This window comes from Streptomyces sp. NPDC028289 (genome assembly GCF_055565975.1).
The window spans coordinates 1,021,899-1,039,844 of sequence record NZ_JBVHTI010000001.1 but is presented as its reverse complement, the minus strand read 5'-3'; the positions used below and the strand labels follow the sequence as shown (position 1 = coordinate 1,039,844).

14 protein-coding genes and 1 pseudogene are annotated in these 17,946 nt (G+C 72.7%); 7 read left to right on the top strand and 8 right to left on the bottom strand.

What is annotated here, in order from left to right; all coding sequences use genetic code 11:
- Window positions 1–24 precede the first annotated feature (24 nt).
- A complete protein-coding gene (locus ACZ4UV_RS04550; RefSeq protein ID WP_467835784.1) occupies window positions 25–963 on the top strand; it encodes an oxidoreductase in 939 nt (312 codons plus the stop codon).
- A 12-nt stretch (window positions 964–975) separates the two neighbouring features.
- Here the strand turns inward: ACZ4UV_RS04550 and nirD are convergent, their stop codons facing one another.
- From nirD to ACZ4UV_RS04515, 7 genes are all read right to left on the bottom strand, one after another.
- Entirely contained in the window at window positions 976–1,326 is a 351-nt protein-coding gene (gene nirD, locus ACZ4UV_RS04545; protein WP_390040313.1) for a nitrite reductase small subunit NirD, read from the bottom strand.
- On the bottom strand, window positions 1,323–3,950 hold the full coding sequence (gene nirB / locus ACZ4UV_RS04540) for a nitrite reductase large subunit NirB (RefSeq protein WP_467835783.1): 2,628 nt from the start codon (window positions 3,948–3,950) through the stop codon (window positions 1,323–1,325). The genes nirD and nirB overlap by 4 nt, the downstream gene beginning before the upstream one ends.
- Window positions 3,950–4,279, bottom strand: a complete 330-nt coding sequence (locus ACZ4UV_RS04535; protein ID WP_451016442.1) for a hypothetical protein — start codon at window positions 4,277–4,279, stop codon at window positions 3,950–3,952. Before ACZ4UV_RS04535 ends, nirB begins: the two co-directional genes overlap by 1 nt.
- Before the next feature lie 358 nt (window positions 4,280–4,637).
- Window positions 4,638–5,261: a class F sortase gene (locus ACZ4UV_RS04530; RefSeq protein ID WP_351495109.1), complete on the bottom strand. Its 624-nt coding sequence runs from the start codon at window positions 5,259–5,261 to the stop codon at window positions 4,638–4,640.
- A gap of 118 nt (window positions 5,262–5,379) precedes the next feature.
- The gene (locus ACZ4UV_RS04525) at window positions 5,380–5,904 is read right to left on the bottom strand and encodes a hypothetical protein (protein ID WP_351495107.1); all 525 of its coding nucleotides are present in this window, start codon (window positions 5,902–5,904) and stop codon (window positions 5,380–5,382) included.
- Window positions 5,905–6,245: 341 nt separating this feature from the next.
- Entirely contained in the window at window positions 6,246–6,911 is a 666-nt protein-coding gene (locus ACZ4UV_RS04520) for a YceI family protein (RefSeq protein WP_451016441.1), read from the bottom strand.
- Between the two features lie 254 nt (window positions 6,912–7,165).
- On the bottom strand, window positions 7,166–8,809 hold the full coding sequence (locus ACZ4UV_RS04515) for a M4 family metallopeptidase (protein WP_467835780.1): 1,644 nt from the start codon (window positions 8,807–8,809) through the stop codon (window positions 7,166–7,168).
- 138 nt (window positions 8,810–8,947) lie between these two features.
- Here ACZ4UV_RS04515 and ACZ4UV_RS04510 point away from each other — a divergent pair, with 138 nt between their 5' ends.
- Both ACZ4UV_RS04510 and ACZ4UV_RS04505 read left to right on the top strand, forming a co-directional pair.
- Window positions 8,948–9,382: a gamma-glutamylcyclotransferase family protein gene (locus ACZ4UV_RS04510; RefSeq protein WP_451016439.1), complete on the top strand. Its 435-nt coding sequence runs from the start codon at window positions 8,948–8,950 to the stop codon at window positions 9,380–9,382.
- Window positions 9,383–9,885: 503 nt separating this feature from the next.
- Window positions 9,886–11,124 (top strand): annotated as a pseudogene (locus tag ACZ4UV_RS04505) (AMP-binding protein); the annotation flags it as partial.
- Between the two features lie 216 nt (window positions 11,125–11,340).
- Here the strand turns inward: ACZ4UV_RS04505 and ACZ4UV_RS04500 are convergent.
- Entirely contained in the window at window positions 11,341–12,021 is a 681-nt protein-coding gene (locus tag ACZ4UV_RS04500; protein ID WP_451016438.1) for a SanA/YdcF family protein, read from the bottom strand.
- 164 nt (window positions 12,022–12,185) lie between these two features.
- Here ACZ4UV_RS04500 and ACZ4UV_RS04495 point away from each other — a divergent pair, with 164 nt between their 5' ends.
- The 4 genes from ACZ4UV_RS04495 to dnaG all read left to right on the top strand — a co-directional run bounded on the left by ACZ4UV_RS04495 (window position 12,186) and on the right by dnaG (window position 17,856).
- Window positions 12,186–12,920, top strand: coding sequence for a sirohydrochlorin chelatase (locus ACZ4UV_RS04495; protein ID WP_451016437.1), 735 nt, complete (start codon window positions 12,186–12,188; stop codon window positions 12,918–12,920).
- A 211-nt stretch (window positions 12,921–13,131) separates the two neighbouring features.
- Window positions 13,132–14,412: a deoxyguanosinetriphosphate triphosphohydrolase gene (locus ACZ4UV_RS04490; protein ID WP_467835777.1), complete on the top strand. Its 1,281-nt coding sequence runs from the start codon at window positions 13,132–13,134 to the stop codon at window positions 14,410–14,412.
- 158 nt (window positions 14,413–14,570) lie between these two features.
- Window positions 14,571–15,833, top strand: coding sequence for an NAD(P)/FAD-dependent oxidoreductase (locus ACZ4UV_RS04485; RefSeq protein WP_451022621.1), 1,263 nt, complete (start codon window positions 14,571–14,573; stop codon window positions 15,831–15,833).
- A gap of 103 nt (window positions 15,834–15,936) precedes the next feature.
- Entirely contained in the window at window positions 15,937–17,856 is a 1,920-nt protein-coding gene (gene dnaG / locus ACZ4UV_RS04480) for a DNA primase (protein WP_451022620.1), read from the top strand.
- Window positions 17,857–17,946: the final 90 nt, after the last annotated feature.

The window sequence follows — 17,946 nt, the reverse complement described above, 5'->3', positions numbered from 1 at the left end:
ACCCCACCTGTGAAGGGCGCCCCCATGAGCAGCGGCTGGAGCAGCGGCGACATCCCGGACCTCGCCGGGCGCGTCGCCGTCGTCACCGGGGCCAACAGCGGGCTCGGGTACGTCACCGCCCGGGAGCTGGCGCGCAAGGGCGCGCGGGTCGTGCTCGCCTGCCGGAACGAGCGGCGGGGGAACGCGGCGGGGGACCGGATGGCCGCCGAAGTACCCGACGCCCACATCGAGTTCGGGCGGCTCGATCTCGGGGATCTGGCGTCCGTACGGGACTTCGCCGCCTCGTTCCGGTACGACCGGCTCGATCTCCTCGTCAACAACGCCGGGGTGATGGCACCGCCGTACGGGACCACCGCGGACGGGTTCGAGACGCAGTTCGGCGTCAACCACCTCGGGCACTTCGCGCTCACCGGACTGCTCCTGCCCGTCCTGCTGCGCACCCCCGGCGCCCGTGTCGTCACCGTCTCCAGCATGATGCACGTCCTGGCCAACGTGGACCTCGGCGACCTCGACAGCCGGCGGCGCTACCGGCGCTGGGTCGCGTACGGGCGGTCCAAGAGCGCCAACCTGCTCTTCGTCCACGAACTCGCCCGGCGCGCCGACGCCGCCCGCGGCCCCGGCCTGGTCGCCGCCGCCGCGCACCCCGGCTACGCCGCCACCAACCTGCAGACCGCCGGACCCCGCGCCGAGGGGCGGCGCGCCGCCGAGCGGGCGATGACGGCCGCGAACCTCGTGTTCGCCCAGTCCGCCGAGGCCGGGGCCCTGCCCACGCTGTACGCGGCCACCGCCCCCGGCGTACGGTCCGACTCCTTCACCGGTCCGGCCGTCGCGATGTGGCGCGGGGCGCCGGCCCCCTCCTGGCGGGCGCCCTGGACCCGCGACGACACCATGGCCAGGCGGCTCTGGGACGCCTCGGAGCGGCTCACCGGGGTGTCCTACGACGCCGTCCTGAAGGGGGCGTGAGCGGGGCGGGACCTACGCGGCCCGTACCTCGTACGCCGTCACCCGTACCGTCTCGTCGTCCAGGCACGCGCCGGTCTCCAGGTCGAAGCGCTGCTTGAGGAGCGGGGAGGCCACGAACGGGCGGCCCTGGTGGGTGCCGGTCAGGCCGCGGGAGAGGACCGCCGCGCCGCCGAACGGGTCGCGGTTGTCGATGGCGTAGAGGCGGCCGGCGCGGTCGCGGAAGACGGCGGCCTGGTGGCCGTCCGGGAGGAGTACGGCCACGCCCCGGCCGGGCGTGAGCAGGCTCAGGTCGCAGACCGTGAGCCAGGCGTCGGCCAGCTGGAGCTGGACCTTCAGGTCGGTGGTCTCGGGGGCCAGGGTCATCGCTGGGCGCTTCCTTCCAGAACGGTCGCCGTGCCGTCCGCGCGGCGCAGGCCGATGGACAGCAGGGGCAGGTCGGGCTTCATCTGGTCCCGCTCGGGCACGAAGCCGACGACCGGGTCGGGGGTGTCGGGGGCGTTGACGAAGGACACGAACCGGGCGAGCTTCTCCGGGTTGTCGATGGTGGTCGCCCACTCGTCCGCGTAGCCGGACACGTGCGCCGCCATCAGGGACTCCAGCTCCTCGCAGATGCCCAGGGAGTCCTCGACCACCACGTCACGGACGTGGTCCAGGCCGCCCGGGATCCGCTCCAGCCAGGTCGACGTGCGCTCCAGGCGGTCGGCCGTACGGATGTAGAACATCAGGAAACGGTCGATCAGCCGGACCAGTTCGGCGTCGGTGAGGTCCTGGGCGAGCAGGTCCGCGTGGCGTGGGGTGGCGCCGCCGTTGCCGCCGACGTACAGGTTCCAGCCGTTGGCGGTGGCGATGACGCCGAAGTCCTTCGACTGGGCCTCCGCGCACTCGCGGGCGCAGCCGGAGACGGCGGACTTGAGCTTGTGCGGCGACCTGAGCCCCCGGTAGCGCAGCTCCAGGTCGATCGCCATCCGGACCGAGTCCTGGACGCCGTAACGGCACCAGGTCGACCCCACACAGGACTTGACGGTCCGCAGCGCCTTTCCGTACGCGTGGCCCGACTCGAAACCGGCGTCCACCAACCGCGTCCAGATCAGCGGGAGTTGCTCGACGCGCGCGCCGAACATGTCGATCCGCTGGCCGCCGGTGATCTTCGTGTAGAGGCCGAAGTCGCGGGCGATCTCGCCGATCGTGATCAGGCCCTCGGGGGTGATCTCGCCGCCGGGGATGCGCGGGACGACCGAATAGGACCCGTTCTTCTGGAGGTTGGCGAGGAAGTGGTCGTTGCTGTCCTGGAGCGCCGCCTGCTCGCCGTCCAGGACGTAACCGCTCGCACCGATCGTCGGGGCGAGGGACGCGATGACCGACGCCACCGCCGGCTTGCAGACCTCGCAGCCGTCACCGCTCCGGGCGCCCTCCCGGCCGTACCGGTCGAGCAGGTCCTGATAGGTGTTGATGCGCAGTGCCAGGACGATCTCGTACAGCTCCTCGCGGGTCTGGGCGAAACAGCCGCACAGGCCCTTGTCGACCTCGACGCCGGACGCCTCCAGCTCGGCGGTGACCAGCTGACCGAGGACCTTGACGCAACTGCCGCACGTCGTACCGGCCTTGGTGCACTTCTTCACCTCGGGCACGGTGCTGCAGCCGTGCTCCGTGACCGCGCCGCGGATCGTGCCCTTGCGGACGTTGTTGCAGGAGCAGATGACCGCGTCGTCGGGCAGCGCGGCCGGGCCGAGCTGGACGGACTCACCGGCACCGGCCGGCAGCACCAGCGACTCGGGCGGGACCGGCGGTACCGAACCGGTGAAGGCCTTCAGGGTGCCGTACGCGTCCGCGTCGCCGACCAGGATGCCGCCGAGCAGGGTGCCGTCCCGGCCGATGACCAGCTTCTTGTACAGGCCCGAACGGGAGTCGGAGTACACGACGTCCAGGCAGTCCTCGGCCGTGCCGTGCGCGTCGCCGAAGGAGGCCACGTCCACGCCGAGCAGCTTCAGCTTCGTGGACAGGTCGGCGCCGGTGAAGGTCAGCTGCTCGGCCTCGTCGGCGGCGAGGGCCGCCGCCGCGGTCTCGGCCTGCTCGTAGCCCGGCGCCACCAGCCCGTACACCCGGCCGTCCGCCGCCAGCGCGCACTCGCCGATCGCGAACACGTGCGGGTCACCGACGGTACGGCACTGCTCGTCGACCGTGATGCCGCCGCGCTCGCCGACCGTCAGACCGCAGTCGCGGGCGAGTTGGTCCCGCGGCCGGACACCGGCGCTGAACACCACCAGGTCGGTGGCGAGTTCGGAACCGTCGGACAGCCTCATCCCGGTCACGGCACCCGCGGAGTCGACCACGATCTCCTGCGTGCCGACGCCGGTGTGGACCGTCAGACCCATCTCCTCGATGGTGCGCAGCAGGGCCGCGCCACCGCCCTCGTCCACCTGCACCGGCATCAGCCGCGGCGCGAACTCCACGATGTGGGAGGTGAGTCCGAGCCCCTTCAGCGCCCCGGCCGCCTCCAGCCCCAGCAGCCCGCCGCCGACCACCGCGCCCACGGTCGCCCTCGACTTCGCGTACTCCTCGATCGCGAGCAGGTCCTCGATGGTGCGGTAGACGAAGCAGCCCGTCGCGTCCTTGTGGGGGACAGGAGGCACGAACGGGTAGGAGCCGGTGGCGAGTACGAGCGTGTCGTACGCAAAGGTCCTGCCGGACCCGGCCGTCACGGTCCTCGCCGTGCGGTCGATCGTCTCCGCCGGGTCGCCCACGCACAGCTCGATGCCGTGTGCGTCGATGAACTCCATGTCGGTCATGGAGAGTTCGTCGGGGGTCCGGCCCGAGAAGTACGAGGTGAGGGCGACGCGGTCGTAGGCGGGGCGCGGCTCCTCGCACAGCACGACCACGCGGTGCGTGGCGGTCAGGCCGCGCTCGGCGAGCGCCTCGAGGAAACGCTGACCGACCATGCCGTGGCCGACGAGCACGATCGTGGGGGTGGCCCCGGGGGTGGTGGTCATCAGGAGCCTCCGTCGTTGGGGAGCAGGTGGAGCAGGGGGCGACCGCGCTCGGAGGGCACGCCCGTCCGCAGCGCGCCTTCCGGCTGCACGTGGTCCGACATGTCGTATGCGATCGCGGTGCCGTCCGCGCGGCCGGCGGTCCGGGCGGCGCGGACGGAGCCGGGCACCTGGGCCTCGGCCGGGCCGCCGCAGGTGGGGCGGGCGGTCACCTCGGAAGCGCGGCGGGGCGACCCGGGCGTCACGGGGGCGCCGAGCTCGCCGGGCCACCGGGCGGGACGGGCGCCCGTGCGGCCGGCGCCGATCACCACCACACGCGTATTCGAGGTCATACCCAGGAGCGTGCGGCGCCGACGTTACCCGGCCGCATCACCGCTGTTTCCCGTGAGGAACGCTGCCCTCTTCGGGGGCGGGAGGTGGGTGTGAGGGGTCCGGGGGAGGGACGGCGGGGACTGTGAGGTGGCGGAAACGCGGGGCGGCGGTCGGCCTGCGCCGCAGGTGGGCGGTGGTGGGGGCGGCGGCGGTGCGCCGGTGGGGCGGTGGGGTGGCGACGGGACCGGTTTCGCGGGACAGAGGTTGTGTACGTCGTCCCCGGACCGCGGTCGGTCACCGCCCGCCCGTCACCGACTGCCGGCCGGCGGCTGTCCGTCACCGACTGCAGGTGAACGGCTGCCCGTCAGCGGTTGCCCGTCACCGGCTGCTCGTCAGGTGGGCGAAGACGACGACGTTCCCCTGGTACCCGGTGGTGCGCGAGTAGCCGCCGCCGCAGGTGATGACCCGGAGTTCGGGGCGTTTCGCGGCGCCGTACACCTTCTCGTCGGGGAAGTCGCGGGCCTGGTAGACCTCGACCGCGTCGACGCTGAACACGGCGACGCTCCTGTCCTGCCGGTCCACCTCGATGGTCGCGCCGCGCCTGAGGGCGCCGAGGTCGTAGAAGACGGCGGGGCCCTCGGTGTTGTCGACGTGCCCGGCGACGATGGCGGTGCCGGTCTCGCCGGGGGTGGTTCCGGCCTCGTACCAGCCGGCGAGGTTCTTGTTCCCGGCGGGCGGGACGTCGAGGCTGCCCGAGGGGGTGAGGGCGAGGCCCATGAGGGGGGCGTTCACGCGGATGGCGGGGATGCGGATGCGGGTGGGCGGGGAGGGCGGCAGCGCGGGGGCTTCGAGGGCTTCCTCGCCGGGGTCGGGGCGGCCCTCGGCGGCGGACGGCTGGGGCGGCGCGGTGTGCGGTCCGATGCCGGGGCCCAGCAGCCAGACGCCGGAGCCGAGGGCTATGACGGTCACGGCGGCTATCGCGGTGTCCCCGATCCTGCGCATGCGAACCCCTCTCCCTGAGGGACGAACGTGACCCCCTCCCCCTCCGGGCCGCGAGGGGCGTCGGACCCGGAGGGGGTGGGATGTGCGGTACCGGCGGACGGACAGCGGAGGGTGTCCGTCAGATCACATCGCCTCTCGCCCGGCGATGCAGGAGCCAGGTACCGCCCGCGGCGGCGACGGCCAGAGCCGCCACGCCTGCCGCGGTCTGCACGGGGTCGGAGCCAAGGGCACCACCGACCCCCGTCTTCACACTGCCGTGGGGCTGCACCTGCTGCCCCGCGGCCGGCGCCAGTGCCACCACCAGGTCCCCGGTCACCTGCCGGTTCCCCTCGGCGCACTTCGCGACGATCTCGTACGTCCCCGGTTGCGCGCTCGGCGGCACCTGGAACTGCCCGATCGCCTCGCCTTCGTGCGTGCTCGGCGCAAGGGTGAACGTGCCGGCGCCGACCGAGCCGGCGTCCCCGACCGCCGTTCCCTTCTCACCGCAGGCAGCCGTGTTCACGGTGACCTGGGCGCCTGCCGCCGCGGTCGACGGGTACACGTCGAGGCTGCCGGTGCCGCCACCGTACGCCGGCGCGACGGCGAGTCCGGCCGTGGCCACGGCCAGCGCGGTCCCGGTCACCAGACGGGCGGTGCGTCGCATGGTGCTCCCTCGGTCGAGGTCGTCCACTCCCTTGCTCTACCGAGGTAAAAGCCAACCGCCCGACCGCGCTCCCTGAGGCGCCGTCAGTTTTGGGATGAACGGGTGTCACGGCGGGGGGTCGGGAGCCCCGTTGAGGGGGAATTCGGGCAGGTCAAGGGGGTTGAGCGGGCACCGGTATGAAGAACACACGAATGGTGGGGGTGGGGGGAGTGAACGGGTGACCCTCTCCGGGGGCGAGCGGCCGGGCCGGGCGGCCGGGCCGGGCGGCCGGGCCGGGCGCCCGAATGTCGGATGCATGCCCGAAGGCGAGTGAGTCTGACGTCCGGGCCGCATCTGCGGCGCTACGGCATCCCCTGCCCGCCCTCCGGCACCGTCCGGATCGCCGCGATGTCGAACTGCAGCCGCACCGTCTCGCTCACCATCGCCCCGCCCTCCGCCAGGCGGGAGTTGTAGGCCAGCCCCCAGTCCATGCGGTTGATGGTGGTGGTGCCGTCGAAGCCGACGCGCTGGTAGCCGAAGGGGTCCGTGACGTTGCCGATGTAGGTGAGTTCCAGGTCCACCGGGCGCGCCGTGCTCTTGATGGTCAGGTCGCCGGTCATGACGTAGACGTCCGGCGCTTTCAGGCGTACCGCCGTGCTCTGGAAACGCATCCGCGGGTGGGTCGCGGCGTCCAGGAAGTCGCGGCCGACCAGGTGGGCGTCCCGTTGCTCCACGCCCGTGTCGACGCTCGCCGTGGACAGGATGATCTCCGCCTGGGAGCGGGAGGGGTCGCGGCCGTCGAAGTAGAGGCGGCTCTTGTACTCGGTGAAGGCCCCGCGGACCGTCGTCACCATCGCGTGCCGGACCGAGAAACCGATTCTGCTGTGGGCCGGGTCGATGATCCACTCGCCGGTGAGGGCGGCGAGGGCGGGGTCCAGGAGGGTGGGGGCCGCGGTGGGGGTCGCAGCCGGACGTGGGGGGAGCGTGGGGGTGCGCCGGGAGGTGTGGGGGCGGCTGAACAAGTTCATGATTTATCTAGTTAGTCGACTCGGGGAATTGCCGCAAGTGGCCTTCCGGGCAATGGAGTTCGGAAAACCGGCGGTGCGTCACCGAAACTGCACATCATCGCCATCTGATCCACTCAGGGAGCATTGTGAGAGGGCCCGGCATTCCGGAATTCCGTGATTCCTTGAATTGCGCTATTCCCTGTTGTCTGGGGTGTATGTGACGGCCGCCCCGGTTCGTTCGCCGGGGCGGACGCCCCACCTCGATGCGCCGTGCCTCAGTTCACGTTCACCGCGCTCCACGCCGCCGCCACCGCGTTGTACTCCGTGCTGCCGTTGCCGTACAGGTCCTTCGCCGCGTTGAGGGTTGCCGTGCGGGCGCCCGCGTAGTTCGTCGAGGACGTCATGTAGACCGTCAGGGCGCGGTACCAGATGGCCCCCAGCTTGTCCCTCCCGATCCCCGTCACCGTCGAGCCGTTGTACGTCGGGGAGTTGTAGCTCACGCCGTTGATGGTCTTCGCGCCGCTGCCCTCCGCGAGCAGGTAGGCGAAGTGGTTCGCGACGCCGGAGGAGTAGTGGACGTCCAGATTGCCCACCGACGAACTCCAGTAGTCCGCCGAACTCCCGTCCTTCGACGGCTGGTCCATGTACCGCAGTGCCGTCTTCCCGAAGCCGGAGCGGACGATCTTCTCGCCGATCAGGTAGTCGCCGGGGTCGGAGGAGTTGTTGGCGTACCACTCCACCAGCGTGCCGAGGATGTCGGAGGTCGCCTCGTTCAGGCCGCCGGACTCGCCGGAGTACGTCAGCGCGGCCGTCTTGCTGGTGACGCCGTGCGTCATCTCGTGGCCCGCCACGTCCAGCGCCACCAGCGGGCCGAAGGTCGTCCCGTCACCGTCGCCGTACGTCATGCAGAAGCAACTGTCGTCCCAGAAGGCGTTGTTGTAGCTGTTGCCGTAGTGGACGCGGTTGTACGAGCCCTTGCCGTCGCCGGCGATGCCGTTGCGGCCGTGGACGTTCTTGTAGTAGTCCCAGGTCTCGTTGGTGCCGTACTGGGCGTCGACCGCGGCCGAGGAGCGGTCCGACGTGGCGCCCGTGCCCCAGTGGTTGTCGGCGTCCGTGAACACCGTCGACGGCGCCCGGCTGATGCAGATGCCGAAGATGCACAGGTCCGTCTTGTTCGCCGCGTCGCCCGTGTACGTGTTGCCGCGCGTCGGGTCCGTGAGGTTGTACGTCGATCCGGACTGCGTCGTCTCCAGCGGGACCGTGCCGCTGTACAGCGACTTGCCGTCGCCGGTCGCCGTCTCGATGCTGTCCCAGGCGTCGATCTGGGCGCCGGTGCGGGCGTCCGTCAGCACCGTGCGGGCGACCGGGTTGCCGAGCGAGTCCTTGCCGACGGCGTTGGTGCGCCAGGCCAGCCTCGGGGTGCCGTGCAGGGCGTCGACGACCAGCTGCGGCTTGGCCTGCACCTGCTTCAGCGCGTCGCCGAGGTTCGCCGCCCGCAGCGCGTTCACCGCGAGGTCGGCGGCCTTCGGGGCGGAGACGTCCGGGACGATCGACGCCAGGGATATCCGGCTCCGGGTCGCCCGGTCGGCGCTGCGGTAGGCGCCGTCCGACTTGAGGTGGACGACGAAGTCGCCGCCCAGGACGGGGAGTTGGCGGTACGTGCGGTCGTAACGGACGTGCTGTGTGCCGTTCCCGTCCACGATCACGTCGCGGACCGAGGTGCCCTCGGCGGACGTGAGGCCGAGGGCGGTGGCGTGCTGGACGAGTGCCTGTGCCGCGTTCGCGAGCGTGGTGGCCCGGGTCGGTCTGGCGTCCGCGTGGGCGGCGGGGGAGAGCGCGGCGGCCAGCAGGGTCGCGGTGGTGGCGGCGACGCCGGCCGTGGCGAGACGGGAGGCTCGGGTGTTCCGTGTCCGGCTCATCGGTCTCCTTGGAGATGCGCCTCGAAGGCGTGGGGGTGGCGCTGATGACGACTGAGATTTAAGAGGCCATGACATGTCATGTCCATAGCGCCTCCATGGAGATGTGTGTGGAGGTCGGGAGGGTGCAGAATCCTTTCTGTGACCGCCCGGAACCCCCACCGCCTCCCGTTCTTCGTCTACGGCACACTCCGCCCGGGCGAGGTCAACCACGACGCGTACCTGCGGGGACGGACAAGGACCGAGGAACCCGGCCGCCTCGACGGCGCGGTGCTCTACGACGGGCCCGGCTACCCCTACGTCGTCGAGGAGCCCGGACCGGCGGCGGTGCGCGGCGAACTCGTCACCGCGCGCCCGGAGTCGTACGACCGGCTCCTTCTCGAACTCGACGAGTTGGAGGAGTGCGTGCCGCAGGACCCGGCGAGCCTGTACGTACGCGTCGCGCGGGACGTCGTACGGCTGCGGGACGGGGCCGCGGTCCGGGCCTGGGTGTACGTCGCCGGGCCCGTCGTGGCCGGGAGACTGCGCACCGACGGGCGGCGCATCGACGGCGGCGACTGGCTGGGCCACGGCTGACCGGGGGCTGCCCCCGGAGACCTCGACGCCCGCCCGGTTGGCAGGGGCGACAGGGCCACCCCGAACCGCGGGGCGCGGTACGGGCGGCGGGCGGGCGTCGAGGCGGCCTCCACGTCGACCAGCGTGCGTCCGGTGTGTTACGTCCCGTGACGGACCCGTGTTGCACCGCCGAAACGGTCAACTCCCCCCGGTATCCCTGCCATCGTGAGAACCGATACCGGGCCGCCGGCGTCGGCGCCGCCCCACCCGGGGCCGACGGGTGCCTGGTCCGCCGCCGTCCCTGGGGCACGGAGCCCCCGCAAGTGGCTCATTCCCCACCCCTGTTGGCCGGTCCCACCCCGTTGAGTCTCCAAGGGACCCGACTACAGTCGTCGTCTGCCACCGCCGTCCCCCACCCCGCGTAAGACCCGCACGGCGCTCGACCCCCGCCCTGACCGGGCCCCCGCCGCTCCCGGACTCGGCCTCCCCCCACTCGAAAGAGCCAGCCAGGAGGTCTCCGAGCCATGCCTCTGCGTCACCTCACCCCCCGCGACCAGCACCTCTTCTGGCAGTACGGCCGCGGCGCCGACACACCCGTCCACGAACCGCTCGTCCACCGGGCCATCGAACGGCATGCCATCGTCCACCCCCACGCCGTCGCCGCCGAGCACCACGGCGCGACCCTCACCTACGGCGAACTCGACCGCTACGCCGGTGCCCTCGCCGCCCGGCTGGCCCGCGAGGGTGTCCGACCCGGTGACCACGTCGGCCTGTTCGCCAGGCGCTCCATTCCGATGCTGGTCGGCCTGTTCGCCGTCCTCAAGGCGGGCGCCGCCTACGTCCCCCAGGACATCGGCCGCACCTCCTCGGCCCAACTCGCCGACGTCATCCGCACCGCCGGCACCCGGGTGATCCTCACCCAGAAGGAACACGTCCCGCGCGTCCCCCTCCCCGGCGGCCACCGGCTGATCGCCCTCGACGACCCGGCGCCGTACGATCCCGGGCCCGTGCCGCTGCTGCCGCCGCATCCCGACGACGGCTGCTGCGTCCTCTTCGTCCCCGGGACCGCCGGCCGCCGCACCCACGCCGTGAAGCTCACCCACCGCAACATCGCCAACCTGCTGCTCACCGAACCCGGCGGGCTCGGCATCCGCCCCGGCGACCGGGTCGCCCAACTCCTCGGCATCGCCTCCGGCCCGGCCGCCTGGGAGATCCTCGGCTGCCTCACCCGCGGCGCCACCCTGGCCGTCCGCGGCGAGGACCCCGGTGCCGCGGCCCGCACCGCGACCGTCCTGATCGCCACCGCTGCGGTGCTGTCCGGCATCGACCCGGCCGACTGCCCGCGCCTGCGCACGGTCGCCGTCGCCGGGGAACCCTGCCCGCGCCCGCTCGCCGACCGCTGGTCGCGCCGGGCCGCCTTCTTCCACTGCCGCGGCCCGGCCGAGGCGACCCTCGCCACCACCATGAGCCGCCACACCCGGACCGCCGGGCGGCCGCTTCCCAACAGCACGCTGTACGTCCTCGGCGCCGACCGCCGTGCGCTGCCCATCGGCGAGACCGGCGAGGTGTGGGCGGGCGGCGACTGCGTCTCGGCCGGCTACCTGGGCGACGACACCCTGAACGCCGAGCGGTACGCCCCCGACCCGTTCCTCGGCGCGGGCCGGGCCATGTTCCGCACCCGCGACCTCGGCCGCTGGACAGCCGACGGCGACCTCGAACACCTCGGCCGCCCCGCCGACCGGCTCGGCCCGCCCGGCGAACGGCCACTGCTGCGGCTCGCCGGGGAACGCACGGCGGGCACGGTCGCGGTCACCCGCTGAGGACGACGGCGGGGTGCTCCCGAGAGCTCCGCCGGAAGTGCCGCGATCTGCCGTCTGCCGTCTGCGGCGCCGTCGTGGCTGGTCGCGCAGTTCCTCCCCCGGCCTTCGGCGGGGGACCCCCAGCGCCCCCTTACGGGGCGCTGCCGTCGACGGACGCGCTCAGTGCGGCGCCGCGGCCAGGGCGCGGGCCACCCCCGGTTCCTTCTTCCCCAGGAACCGGGGGTTCGGCTCGAAGAGCACGTCGAGAGCCGCCTTCCCCGCCGCGAAGACCTCCCGCGTCCCGCCGTAGTACCAGGTCACGTCGTGCTTGGCGTCGACCCCGACCCCGTACGACTCGACCCCCGCGGCCTCGCACAGCGCCACCGCCCGCCGGATGTGGAAGCCCTGGCTGATCAGTACGGCCCGGTCCACGCCGAAGATCTTCTTCGCCCGGACGCAGGAGTCCCAGGTGTCGAAGCCGGCGTAGTCGCTGACGATGCGTTTGCCGGGCACGCCGTGCGCGGTCAGGTAGGTGCGCATGGCGTCCGGCTCGTCGTAGTCCTTCCGGCTGTTGTCGCCGGTGACGAGGACGACCTTGACGCGGCCCTCCTTGTACAGCGTCGCCGCCGCGTTCAGGCGGTTGGCGAGGTACGGCGAGGGCTCGCCGTCCCACAGGCCGGCACCGAAGACGACCGCGACGTCGGCGCGCGGCACGTCCGCCACCGTGCGCAGCCGGCCGGCCGTCGACACGTACAGCCAGGTGGCGGGCAGCAGCGCCAGCACGCACGCGGCCATCACGCCCTGCACCAGGCGCCGCCGGCCGGTGCGGGTCTGCGGCAGTCGCGGTCGGCGGATCCTCATACGCTCGTTCCCCCCTTGGGCGCCCCGTGGGCTTCGACCATGGAGGACGCAGCGCAGGAGGTTCCGGTTCGCTCACAGCGTGCGGGTCCCTACCGTGAAGCGCCGGAAAAGACTCGTGACGGTCAGGCAACGGGCGTGCAACCTCGCCCGGCGAGGATCTTCGCATGACGGTGACCGACCTCTCCCCGCGCCCCGGCCCGCCCGCCCTGGTCCTGGTGGCCCACGGCAGCCGCGACCCGCGCGCGCTCAGCACCGTGCGGGCGCTCATGGACCGGGTGCGCGCGCTGCGCCCTGGCCTGCCCGTGCACCTCGGTCACATCGAACTGAACGAGCCGCTGCTCCCGGACACCCTCGCCGCGCTCGGGGAGACCGAGGCCGTCCTCGTTCCGCTCCTCCTCGGCCGCGGCTACCACGTCAAGCAGGACATCCCGGAGATGGCGGCCGCCGCCTGCGCCCGCACGCGCGTCGCCGCCCCCCTGGGCCCGCACCCCCTGCTGGCCGACACGCTGCAGGCCCGCCTGCGGGAGGCGGGCTGGCGCCCGAGGCCCGCGAGCGCCGTGGTCCTGGCGGCGGCGGGTTCCCGTGACCCCGACGCCAGGGTCGACACCAGCCGCATGGCCGACCTGCTCGCCGCCCGCCTGGGCGTCCCGGTCCTCCCGGCCTACGCCTCGGCAGCGGCCCCGACGGTCCCGGAGGCGATCACCGCCCTGCGGGCGAGGGGCCGCCGCCACATCGCCATCGCCTCCTACTTCACGGCCCCCGGCCGCTTCGCCACGGAGTGCGCGGCGAACGCCCCGTGGATCGCGTCGGCCCCCCTGGGAGCCCACGACGCGATGGCCGAGCTGATCCTCCACCGGTACGAGCGGGCCCAGGGAACGCCGGTGACGGCAGCCGCCTAGGGGTGCGCTTGCGGCTGCGGGTGCGTCGTGGTTGATCGCGCAGTTCCCCGCGCCCCATTCAGGTCGGCCCACTGCACCCACCTTCTTGAGGGCGCGGGGAACTGCGCGACGAGCCCCCACGCACCCGCAGCCACAGACGCACCCCGACCCGGCAGACGAGTAGGCGCCCCACAACCGCCGTTTCGTCACCACCAACCCGTACTGTCGAACCATGGCAGGCACCGCACCCGCACCCTCTTCGGCCTACGACCCGGCGTCAGCCGACCGCTGGGCGCCCGAACCCGACAAACGCCCCGGCCGCACCGCCTTCCAGCGCGACCGCGCCCGCATCCTGCACTCCGCCGCCCTCAGAAGGCTCGCCGGCAAGACCCAGGTCGTCACCCCCGGCACCTCCGCCCAGGCGTGGGACGCCAGCCCCCGCACCCGCCTCACCCACTCCCTCGAATGCGCCCAGGTCGGCCGGGAGCTGGGCGCGGCCCTCGGCTGCGACCCCGACCTCGTGGAGGCCGCCTGCCTCTCCCACGACCTCGGCCACCCGCCCTTCGGGCACAACGGCGAGCAGGCGCTGAACGAGTTCGCGGACGACTGCGGCGGCTTCGAGGGCAACGCCCAGTCCCTGCGGCTCCTGACCCGCATCGAGCCCAAGCGGTTCACCCCCGAGGGCTCCGTCGGTCTCAACCTCACCCGCGCCGCCCTGGACGCGGCCACCAAGTACCCGTGGCCGCGCGGCGCGCACCCCACCGACCCGGCGTCCCCCAAGTTCGGCGTGTACGAGGACGACCGGCCGGTCTTCGACTGGGTCCGCAAGGAGGCCCCCGGCACCCGCACCTGCTTCGAGGCCCAGGTCATGGACTGGTCGGACGACGTCGCCTACTCCGTGCACGACGTCGAGGACGGCCTGCACGCCGGTCACGTCGACCCCGACTGCCTGCACGCGGAACCGGAACGGCAGGAGGTGTTCGCCGTCGCCGTCCGCCTGTACGTGCCCGCCGGCACCGACCCCACCGAACTCGCCGCGGCCCTCGACCGGCTCCAGGCCGAGGAGTGGTGGCCGCACGGCTACGACGGCACCGCGGTCGCCCAGGGCCGCCTCAAGGACGCCACCAGCCAGCTCATCGGCCGGTTCTGCCTGGCCGCGGAGGGCGCCACCCGCGAGGCGTACGGGGGCGGGCGGCTCACCCGGTACGGCGCGGAACTCGTCGTACCGCGCGAGGCCAGAATGGAGTGTGCGGTGCTCAAGGCCATCGCCCACCGGTACGTCATGCAGCGCGCCGAGCAGGAGCGGCTCCGTGCCGACCAGCGGGTCGTCGTCGCGGAACTCGCCGAGGCGCTCACCGCCCGCGCGCCCGACGGACTCGACCCGCAGTTCCGGGCGCTGTTCGACGCGGCCGGCGACGACCACGCCCGCAAGCGGGTGATCGTCGATCAGATCGCATCGCTCACCGACGCCTCCGCGCGGTCGCTGCACGCGCGACTGACGGGACGTATGTGAACACTTTGTGACTCTCTGCGACTCCCTCTGGCCTGAACGGGGCAAGATCGCGTCAGCGGGGGTCACTCCCTCTTCCCGCATCACGCTGCGTGCGGGAGGCTCACAGTGCGGCGCATGTGGGTGGCATATGTGGCGGCACCCTTACGAGGAGGCATCAAGTGGTCGACGCGGACCAGACATTCGTCATCGTCGGAGGCGGACTCGCCGGTGCGAAGGCGGCCGAGACGCTCCGAGCCGAGGGCTTCACCGGCCGGGTGATACTGATCTGCGACGAGCGCGACCACCCCTACGAGCGGCCGCCGCTCTCCAAGGGCTACCTGCTCGGCAAGGCCGAACGCGACAGCGTCTTCGTGCACGAGCCCGCCTGGTACGCGCAGCACGACATCGAACTGCACCTCGGCCAGACCGTGGACCGCATCGACCGCGCCGCCAAGACCGTCCGGTTCGGCGACGACGGCACGCTGGTCCGCTACGACAAGCTGCTGCTCGCCACCGGAGCGGAGCCGCGCCGCCTCGACATCCCCGGCACCGGCCTGGCCGGCGTCCACCACCTGCGCCGCCTCGCGCACGCCGAGCGCCTCAAGGGCGTCCTCGCCGCGCTCGGCCGGGACAACGGGCACCTCGTCGTCGCGGGCGCCGGCTGGATCGGCCTGGAGGTCGCGGCGGCGGCCCGGACGTACGGCGCCGAGGTCACCGTCATCGAGCACGGGCAGACCCCGCTGCACAGCGTCCTCGGGCCCGAACTGGGCAACGTCTTCGCCCAGCTGCACGAGGAGCACGGGGTCCGGTTCCGCTTCGGGGTGCGGCTCACCGAGATCGTCGGCCAGGACGGCATGGTGCTGGCCGCGCGCACCGACGACGGCGAGGAGCACCCGGCGCACGACGTCCTCGCGGCGATCGGCGCGGCGCCGCGGGTCGGGCTGGCCGAGGCGGCCGGGCTGGAGCTGGCCGACCGGGCGGACGGCGGGGGCATCGTCGTCGACGAACGGCTGCGGACGTCCGACCCGGACATCTACGCGGCCGGCGACGTGGCCGCGTTCCCGCACGCGCTGTTCGACACGAGGCTCCGCGTGGAGCACTGGGCCAACGCGCTGAACGGCGGGCCGGCGGCGGCGCGGTCGATGCTGGGGCAGGACCTCACCTACGACCGGGTGCCCTACTTCTTCACCGACCAGTACGACCTGGGCATGGAGTACAGCGGGTGGGCGCCCGCGGGGTCGTACGACCAGGTCGTGATCCGGGGTGACGCCGGGAAGCGGGAGTTCATCGCGTTCTGGGTGAAGGAGGGGCGGGTGCTGGCCGGGATGAACGTGAACGTGTGGGATGTCACAGAGCCGATCCAGCGGCTGATCACCTCGCGGGCCGTGGTGGACACCGACGCCTTGGCGGATCCGCATGTGCCGTTGGAATCGCTCGCCTAGGGGGCTGCCGGGAGCTGCCGTCCCGCGGGTGCGGGTGCGTGGGGGCTGGTCGCGCAGTTCCCCGCGCCCCTTTGGGGCGCTGTGGTGACCGTAGAATTCACCCGTGGCTGGACGGATCAATGACGAGGATGTGAAGGCGGTACGGGACGCGGTCCCGATCGACGCCGTCGTGTCCGAGTACCTCCAGCTGCGCAACGCGGGCGGCGGGAACCTCAAGGGCCTCTGCCCGTTCCACGACGAGAAGTCGCCGTCCTTCCAGGTCAGCCCGAGCAAGGGGCTCTTCCACTGCTTCGGCTGCCAGGAGGGCGGTGACACCCTCACCTTCGTGATGAAGGTCGACCACCTCTCCTTCTCGGAGGCGGTCGAGCGGCTGGCCGCCCGCGCCGGCATCACCCTGCGCTACGAGGAGGGCGGGTACAACCCGTCCCACCAGCGCGGTGAGCGCATCCGCCTGGTGGAGGCGCACAAGATCGCCGCCGTCTGGTACGCGGAGCAGCTCGCGACCAGCCCCGAGGCCGAGACCGGCCGGGTCTTCCTGGCCGAGCGCGGCTTCGACCAGGCCGCCGCCGTGCACTTCGGCGTCGGCTACAGCCCGCAGGGCTGGGACCACCTCACCCGCTACCTGCGCGGCCAGGGTTTCACCGACAAGGAGCTGCTGACGTCCGGCCTGTCCCAGGAGGGGCGGCGCGGGCCCATCGACCGCTTCCGCGGCCGTCTGATGTGGCCCATCCGGGACATCGGCGGCGAGGTCGTCGGCTTCGGCGCCCGCAAGCTCTACGAGGCGGACAACGGGCCCAAGTACCTCAACACGCCCGAGACCGCGATCTACAAGAAGTCGCAGGTCCTGTACGGCATCGACCTCGCCAAGCAGCACATCGCGAAGGCCAGCCGCGCGGTCGTGGTCGAGGGCTACACGGACGTCATGGCCTGCCACCTGGCCGGGGTGACGACCGCGATCGCCACCTGCGGTACGGCCTTCGGCGGCGAGCACATCAAGATCCTGCGCCGGCTGCTGATGGACAACGGATCGGCCCGCGTGATCTTCACCTTCGACGGCGACGCGGCCGGCCAGAAGGCGGCCCTGCGCGCCTTCGAGGACGACCAGAAGTTCGCCGCCGAGACGTACATCGCCATCGCCCCCGACGGCATGGACCCCTGCGAGCTGCGCCTGGCCAAGGGCGACGAGGCGGTCGCCGACCTGACCGAACCCCGCACCCCGCTCTTCGAGTTCGCGCTCCGCCAGATCGTCGCCCGCTACGACCTGGACACCCCGGCGGGCCGCGCGGCCGCCCTCGACGAGGCGGCGCCGGTCGTCGCCCGGATCAAGAACAGCGGCGCCCAGCACGAGGTCGCCGTCCAGCTCGCCGGCATGCTCGGCATCCTCGACACCCAGTTCGTGGTGAAGCGGGTGGCCCAGCTGGCCCGTTGGGCCCGGGAGAAGGGCGGCGGCGGTGGCAGGGGGGCCGGCGGCCCGGCGCGCGGCCCGCAGCAGCCGTCGTACGACACCGGCACGGCCCGCCCCGTCGTCTCCGGGCCCGCCCTCAACCTCCGCAACGCCGTCTACGCCACCGAGCGCGAGCTGCTGAAGCTCGCCCTCCAGCGCCCCGACCTGGTCTCCCCGGCCTTCGACGCCTACGGCGTCGACGAGTTCACCGCCGAGCCCTACGCGGCCGTGCGCCAGACCATCATGGAGGCGGGCGGCGCCGAGTACGGGGCGCAGGACCCGCAGGAGTACCTGGTCCGCGTCCGCGACGCAGCCGCCGACGACGCGGTCCGGGCGATGGTCACCGAGCTCGCCGTCGAGGCGATCATGCGCCGCACGGTCGACGAGAACTACGCGGGCGAGCAACTCGTGACCGTCCGCCGCCGCGCCGTCGACCGCCGTATCCACGAGATCCAGATCACCCTCACCCGCCTCGGCAACGGCGGCGACCCGGCCCAACTCGCCTCCGTGCAGAACGAGTTGTGGGTGCTCCAGCAGTACGGCCAGGCGCTGCGCGAGCAGGGTCCGGCCGCCCTCTGAGCCCCGGCCGGCCGGCAGGATAACCGCGCGGTCACGGACCGGACGCAAAAAGTCACCGCACGCCCCTCGTGGCGGCGATGTGTCTTACCC